This is a genomic window from Photobacterium frigidiphilum, assembly GCF_003025615.1.
Taxonomy (GTDB): Bacteria; Pseudomonadota; Gammaproteobacteria; order Enterobacterales; family Vibrionaceae; genus Photobacterium; species Photobacterium frigidiphilum.
In genome coordinates, this window is sequence record NZ_PYMJ01000005.1 from 265,238 (window position 1) to 271,588 (window position 6,351).

Below are 6,351 nucleotides of genomic sequence, written 5' to 3' on the forward strand. Positions count from 1 at the left end.
CGAGTTTAAGGTTTATTTAACAAGATAATGCTTCATATGCAGCAGTCATGGCTCTCACGTCTGCTTGGTGTTGAATGAACTGTACTGTTTGATTCGCTGCATTTGGGTCTTGTTCTAACACTTGTATTAATGCTTTTGTAAGCGCTGTTTCATCATCAGGCGGAACTAATATTCCTGTTTGCGGGCAAATAAGATCAGGTATAGCGCCTACCGTCGTAGCAACAATACTATTGCCACAAGATTGTGCTTCTAATAATGCAAGAGGGAGCCCCTCTTGACGTGATGGCATACAAAAGATATCTATCGCACGGTAGAAATTACGCATTTGAGCGCAATAACCAAGCCAATGTATACGATCGGTAACCAGCCATTTTTGTGCTTCTGCGCGTAATTGTAGTGATTGAGTTCCATCACCAGCTATAACAAGGTGGTGATCTTCAGGTAGGTCATGAAGAGCTCTAATTAATGTATCAATGCCTTTTTCTTTAACCAGTCGGCCGGCACAGCCAATTAGTTTCTTATCTAACGGTAGGTTAAATTGTTTCCGTGCGATGAGCTGATTACCTGGCGTGAAATACTGAGTATCAATTCCATTGCAAATCACATGATCTGGGCTGAGTAATAATATCTTTTCTAGCTGATAGGCAACTCTTGGTGCATCAGCAATGAGTTTTACTCTATTGGTATTTAGTAAGTAACGAGTCATGCGGCACTGCTTTTTATCGGCGAGATGCCAACTATCGTGTTCAGTATGTATGTGTGTTGCGCTATGTCCCAGCAATGCTAGCCGGCTATAAAACAAAGGCCCGATATGGTGTGAATGAAGCATTGTTACATTCAGTTTTGCTATCAACTTCTTTAACTTGATAACCGTTGAAACATTCATACCAATAGGTTTGTTGAGAAAAAATAATTGTGATTCGAAAGAGCGTAATTCAGGCCACTGCTTTATGGCAGTTTCTTTATTGCCTTCTAGCGCGACGATAAACACGTTATGGCAAGGGGAGGCAAACCGAGCGAGATTTAGCACGAGCTTTTCTATTCCCCCTGGTTGTAGATGTTGAACAACTTGTAATGTGATGTGTTCCATTAGACTCCCCCTAAAACAGAGGTACTCGAACCAGTACCTGTGATTGTGTTAATTTGGCAATATGGTTGGTTTGATAAAGACGTGTATCAAAGAGGATGACAATTCCAGCAAGGGAAGCCCCTAATCCAAAACCAACAACAATACCCAAGCAAAAATTGATCCACCATGGCCAATTCAGTGGTCTCTTAGGCTCTATTGGCTGCACAATCACTTTTAATTTTTCTGGTTCTTCAAAGCGTCCAAGGTGCCCTGTTACTTTAGCCATCTCATAACGTTCAAATAGTTGGTTGTAGACTTTTGATTTAACGTCGTAATTTCGCTGTAAAATTTTCAACTGTTTTTCTAAATCAGCGAATTCCATCCGCTTTTCTGATAGTTCGTTGGTTTGTTCTTTTAATAAGGTGAGTTCTTCGCTTAGTGCTTGTATTTGGCTTTCTGCATGTTGCAGTTTTTCAAATTGACTTAATAATATCGGTTGTTTAGTTGGGTCGTTACTTTGATTACTGTTCGCGATTCGCTGCCACAGTTGATTTATTTCCTGTGGGTTCAACGTTTGTTGCTCATCAACTAGACGGGATCTTTCCTGCTTTAAGCGATTAAGTCGTCGGATCACACCTTTTACGGATGAGTGTTGGTCTGTATAACTCGCGCGTAATATTGCAAGTTCAGCCTCAAATTTGACTATCTCTTGTTCTAAGATGCCAACGATAGGGTTCGTGCTGGCTAGCCTTTGGTAGAGATTCGCTCGCTTACTTTTAGCTTGTAGTAAATTCAGTTCAGTTTCACGGGTTTGATTGGCTAGCTGGCGGTCATTTTGTGCTTTTGCACCTTGTAATTGAGGTAGGTTATTAGCGTTGGCTGCTTTGAATTTCGCCAGCGCACTTTCAGCTAATTCGAGATCCAATTGGGTTGTTTCTAATTGTCGTTGTAAAAAGAGTTCTGAACCATCAACAGATGCTCGTCCTGGAGCGCGTAATTTTTCTTTAAAAACATCAGAGACTTTATTTAAAATCAAAGGAATTTCTGATGGCGTTTGCCAGGTTAGGCTAAGTTGAACAAGATCATTACCAAGTAGCGATAGAGATAAGTTTTTACGCAGTAGGTTAATCATATTATCTGTTTGTAGTAAGTCATCTGGTGGCGCTAGATTTAAATCATGAGTAACATTTTCTAAAATATTTCGGCTATGAATGATGACTTGCAACGCTTTAATGCGTTGTTTTAAGTTGACCGAAATTGAGAGGTCTTCCAAAAATGGATTTAGCAGTGCAGACTCTTGTACTAAAATTGTTGTCTCGGAATAGTATCGCTTAGCTTTAAATAAGCCGCCCGTTGTCATTAGAATAGGCATGATAATGATCGGAATTAAAATTAAATACCGATAGCGCCATAAGGCATGAAGCAAAGGGTAGAGCCGAGCAAACAATAAATGTCGCATATTACTGACTCTGAATTAACAGCGTATCGGCTGCTTGCTGTGGTGCAAACTCCAACCGCATTGGTATATTTTTCATTTGTGATAATTTGTTCACCGCTTTAATACGTTTTTGGCTTTGTAATAAAGCTTTGAATCTATCGTCTAAGTTTGCAGGGCCAACGTATACCGTTAGTTGGTTATAAGGATTATTGTCTAAAAAAACGTTAATTTTTCGTGTTTGTTCTGCTGTTAATGATATTTGTTCTGGGCTAAAAAATAGCTCCAGTTTTTGGCTTGTTTGTGGTGAACTTGCACAACCCCATAAAAATGACGTTAAAATAACGTACCCAATCCATTTCATCTGTCTCTCCTTTTTGTTTACCGCATACAGAAAGGTTTAGCAAAAAAAATGCCTAATGTGAGGTTAACTCGAATATTTCTTTTGTTTTAAGGTAGATGAAATTAATTGGAGTACTTCTTGGGCCCTATTTTCCCAGCTTTCATCTTTCACTTTATCTTGTGCTCTATTCGCATAATGTTGTCGTTCTAATTCTGATAACTGACTTAACTTATCGATTGCTTCAAGCCATTGATTAACAGTTGTTGCAATGGTGACCAGTGGTTGGTATTCCGTTGCGGCAGGAAAGTTGGAGCTAATTACTGGGCATCCAGAAGCGAGATATTCCCTTAGCTTTAAAGGATTACAAGCTTGTATTTGGGGATTATCAACAAAAGGTAAAATGGCAATGGACCAATGCTGTAAATACCCTGGTAGTTGATTGTGAGGACAGGCTGGTAAAAAATGGATATTCGAGAGCTGCTTAAGTTCAAAGGGGTCAACATCTTTTCTACCTACAAGGTAAAAATTCATATGTGGCCGAGATTCTGCTAAACATTTTAGCAGTTTAATATCTAACCAATTGTTAATGCTGCCATAAAATCCAATGCTAGGTTGATCTACACATATTTCAGTAGGCTTCGAGGTCGGTTGTTTAAAGTTATTGATAGCCACACCATGAGGAAGAAGCCAGGTTTTATCTTGTGGAAATTTTTGCTGCAGAGTCGGGCTTGCGGTAAGGATGATATCGGATACTTGAATAAGGCGCTGTTCAGCTTCTACGACATATTGATGGTCAACACCTGCAAGGGCTGAAAAATCATCACCACAATAATAAATGACCAAATCGCTTTCACTTATCTCGAGATAGTCAACTGCTGTAGGTAGGGCAGCCCATATGATTCGATGGTATTTCTTTGGTGGAATTTGTCGTCTTAATAAAAACTGATTTATTTTTAGCATGTTAGCGCTTTTAGCTAAAGGCCATACTAAGGGGTTGATTATTTTTCTTGGCTTTATAGATATTGCTGGTGGTTCATAATTTGTGAGTGCGGTAGTGATTTTTTCATTAATGCGTTTTAAATCTCGCATTGTAAAGTTGGGTTGCCTTAACCCTATGGAGTTTATCCAAGTTACAGAATGATCATGCATTAATACTGAAAGTAAGTGTTGGCTACTTGAAGGGTGGCGCCCCCAATCTTCACCAAATACGAGAAATTCCATAAATATTCCTTAGTTTTTTTTGTACTTCCGTTTTTGCAAATTGCAATTTAAGCCTTAAATTGGGTGAACTCTGCCGTAAAGATTGTCATTGTGTCGATATTGAGTGTGCGGTCGTGACATTACTTGTCAGCCTGTCTAAGGCGATTAATAAGCTAATCAATATATATAACGGCCATGTTGTTCCTTGGGTGAGAAAGGTGCCACTAACACAAAAAGTGATCAGCCCTATCCATAACCCTTCTGCGATAGGTTTCATTTCATGATTGCGTAGGCGGTTTAGTAACCGATAGCTCAGCGTAAAAGTTCCTACAAGTAAGCAAATAAACAAGAGAAAGCCAATAAAGCCAGTTTCACCTAAAATTTGAAACCATGTACTGTGTACAGCATGATTCTTGCCGTCCCAGTGGGGGGAGTAAAAAAAGTAGTTAAAATAAAAATTATCAAGTCCAACGCCTGTCAAAGGGTTTGCGAGTGCCATTCTAAATGCAGCTTCCCATGCAAATAAGCGACCCATTGAAGACTCATCAATCCCTTCTTCTCCTGATCCTCCTGAAGATCGATCGCTTATACCTGCAAATACCACGAGGAGTATTAATCCAATACCACTGATTATTGAGGGAATGACAATTGAGCGGCTGCGTAGCAACATTAAAGTAAAGAAAGCGGAAGTAATACCAAGTAATCCACCTCGGCTTTGAGTGGCTATAATGCCGCTGACCAAAATGATCATAAACAAGGCGGTCATAGTACGCTGTGCTTTGTTGCCTTGAAAAATATTCGTTAATGCAAAAGAAAGAGGGAATAGAAGAGCAAGGGATAAATCATTTGGATCACCCAAGATTGAACCGATATCTCGCCCAATAGTGACGCGAGTACCTTCTACTAACCCAATACCGTTGATCCGATTATATAAAGCAAGAATAGAGAGGCTGACACCACAAAGTATTAATAAAATAGGTATCGGCTTTAATTGTTTTTGTTTAGTCGGTAGCCAGCTAATAGCAAAAACCATAATGATTATTTTAATAAAGCTATTGTTAAATGTTGCGAATGCCTCGGCTCGATTCGTCGCCAACAAACATGAGATGAAGACCCAAAAACTGAATAGTAAAAAAAATGTCTGCAACGAATGCCAATGAATCTCATCTCGTTTTAACCATAGATGGATGCATAACCCTGCAATGCTAAAAGTTGCTAGTAACAATGGAATATGAAATGGCATTAAAACAGGAAAAGCTTCATGTAAGCGAAAGTAAGAAAAAAGAATAAAGAAGACGCATATAGTAAATGAGTGATTGATGATAAATGGAAAAAGAATGATTGCGCAGAGCAATAAGCTATCAGTACCCAACTGAGCCCACGCGACATAAGTTAAGATGCATCCGCCAAACGCTAACCATAATTGATTGCATCGTTTCATCGTGTTTAGGCTCTATATATACATAGTGGTATATGATGGCAAAAGTGGTTTGCTGTTAATGTTGGATATGGGCAATGCTCTTTCCCTCCGAAAGCGCATCGTTGGGATAAGTTCATACTTGTATTCCTTTCTTATAAGCTAAAATATCTTTACTCATTTGAAATACTCTTGATTAAGTTAGTTTCACTTTTATTAGCCATACAATCTTGATGCCAGAATGTAGATGCTCACTACTTAATTTACTGATAGCTCCCTTCGTAAAGATCTTTAAATAATAGTGTTGAAATTGTTCGGATTGGTGCGAGAATGCCATCTTTGGTGGGAAAGCAGTCAGTTGGTTTTCTTTTGTTTTTTTTTACTTGCCAAGAGTTTCTGATTATCTATAATGCAGCCCATCGAAACGGTGAATAGCCGGTTAATCGATGCACGGATAACGAATCATTACAAAGTGCTTGACACGGTAATGCATTTGGATAAAATGTCCGTCCACTTCAAAGAATGGTTGGTGCTAAAGCATTAATTTGATTTTAAGTGTTGTTCTTTAACAATTTGACCATGCAATCTGTGTGGGCACTCGTGAAATTTTAAGTCGAAAGATTTATCAATGAACTGAGTGACCTTAATCATCGCAAGATGACACAGTCAATTTATGCTTCATTTCTTCGCGAGAAGAATGAAACAAGAATATCAGTAAAAATCATTGAGCCGATTCGACGCTTTTTATTAAGTAGAGAATCAACAGAACTTTAATTGAAGAGTTTGATCATGGCTCAGATTGAACGCTGGCGGCAGGCCTAACACATGCAAGTCGAGCGGTAACAGGAATTAGCTTGCTAATTCGCTGACGAGCGGCGGACGGGTGA

General features: G+C 39.1%; 5 protein-coding genes and 1 rRNA gene. 1 reads left to right on the forward strand and 5 read right to left on the reverse strand.

The genetic code is table 11. The features are described from left to right. Positions 1-16 precede the first annotated feature (16 nt). From C9J12_RS07565 to C9J12_RS07585, 5 genes are all read right to left on the reverse strand, one after another. Positions 17-1,090: a glycosyltransferase gene (locus C9J12_RS07565; RefSeq protein WP_107242142.1), complete on the reverse strand. Its 1,074-nt coding sequence runs from the start codon at positions 1,088-1,090 to the stop codon at positions 17-19. Positions 1,091-1,100: 10 nt separating this feature from the next. Then, positions 1,101-2,528, reverse strand: coding sequence for a GumC family protein (locus C9J12_RS07570; RefSeq protein ID WP_107242143.1), 1,428 nt, complete (start codon positions 2,526-2,528; stop codon positions 1,101-1,103). Between the two features lies 1 nt (position 2,529). After that, a complete protein-coding gene (locus C9J12_RS07575) occupies positions 2,530-2,868 on the reverse strand; it encodes a hypothetical protein (RefSeq protein ID WP_107242144.1) in 339 nt (112 codons plus the stop codon). 63 nt (positions 2,869-2,931) lie between these two features. Continuing rightward, positions 2,932-4,068 (reverse strand): glycosyltransferase, encoded by a 1,137-nt coding sequence (locus C9J12_RS07580; RefSeq protein WP_107242145.1) that lies wholly within the window; start codon positions 4,066-4,068, stop codon positions 2,932-2,934. Positions 4,069-4,153: 85 nt separating this feature from the next. Next, entirely contained in the window at positions 4,154-5,080 is a 927-nt protein-coding gene (locus C9J12_RS07585; protein ID WP_227876296.1) for an O-antigen ligase family protein, read from the reverse strand. A gap of 1,155 nt (positions 5,081-6,235) precedes the next feature. Between C9J12_RS07585 and C9J12_RS07590 the strand changes: the two genes are divergently transcribed. Next, positions 6,236-6,351: ribosomal RNA gene (locus C9J12_RS07590) — 16S ribosomal RNA — on the forward strand; the annotation flags it as partial.

What these genes read in the sequence shown, in the direction of transcription:
- C9J12_RS07565 (WP_107242142.1), bottom strand. Translation starts at nt 1,090, where the DNA reads ATGGAACACATCACATTACAAGTTGTTCAACATCTACAACCAGGGGGA.
- C9J12_RS07570 (WP_107242143.1), bottom strand. Translation starts at nt 2,528, where the DNA reads ATGCGACATTTATTGTTTGCTCGGCTCTACCCTTTGCTTCATGCCTTA.
- C9J12_RS07575 (WP_107242144.1), bottom strand. Translation starts at nt 2,868, where the DNA reads ATGAAATGGATTGGGTACGTTATTTTAACGTCATTTTTATGGGGTTGT.
- C9J12_RS07580 (WP_107242145.1), bottom strand. Translation starts at nt 4,068, where the DNA reads ATGGAATTTCTCGTATTTGGTGAAGATTGGGGGCGCCACCCTTCAAGT.
- C9J12_RS07585 (WP_227876296.1), bottom strand. Translation starts at nt 5,080, where the DNA reads ATGGTTTTTGCTATTAGCTGGCTACCGACTAAACAAAAACAATTAAAG.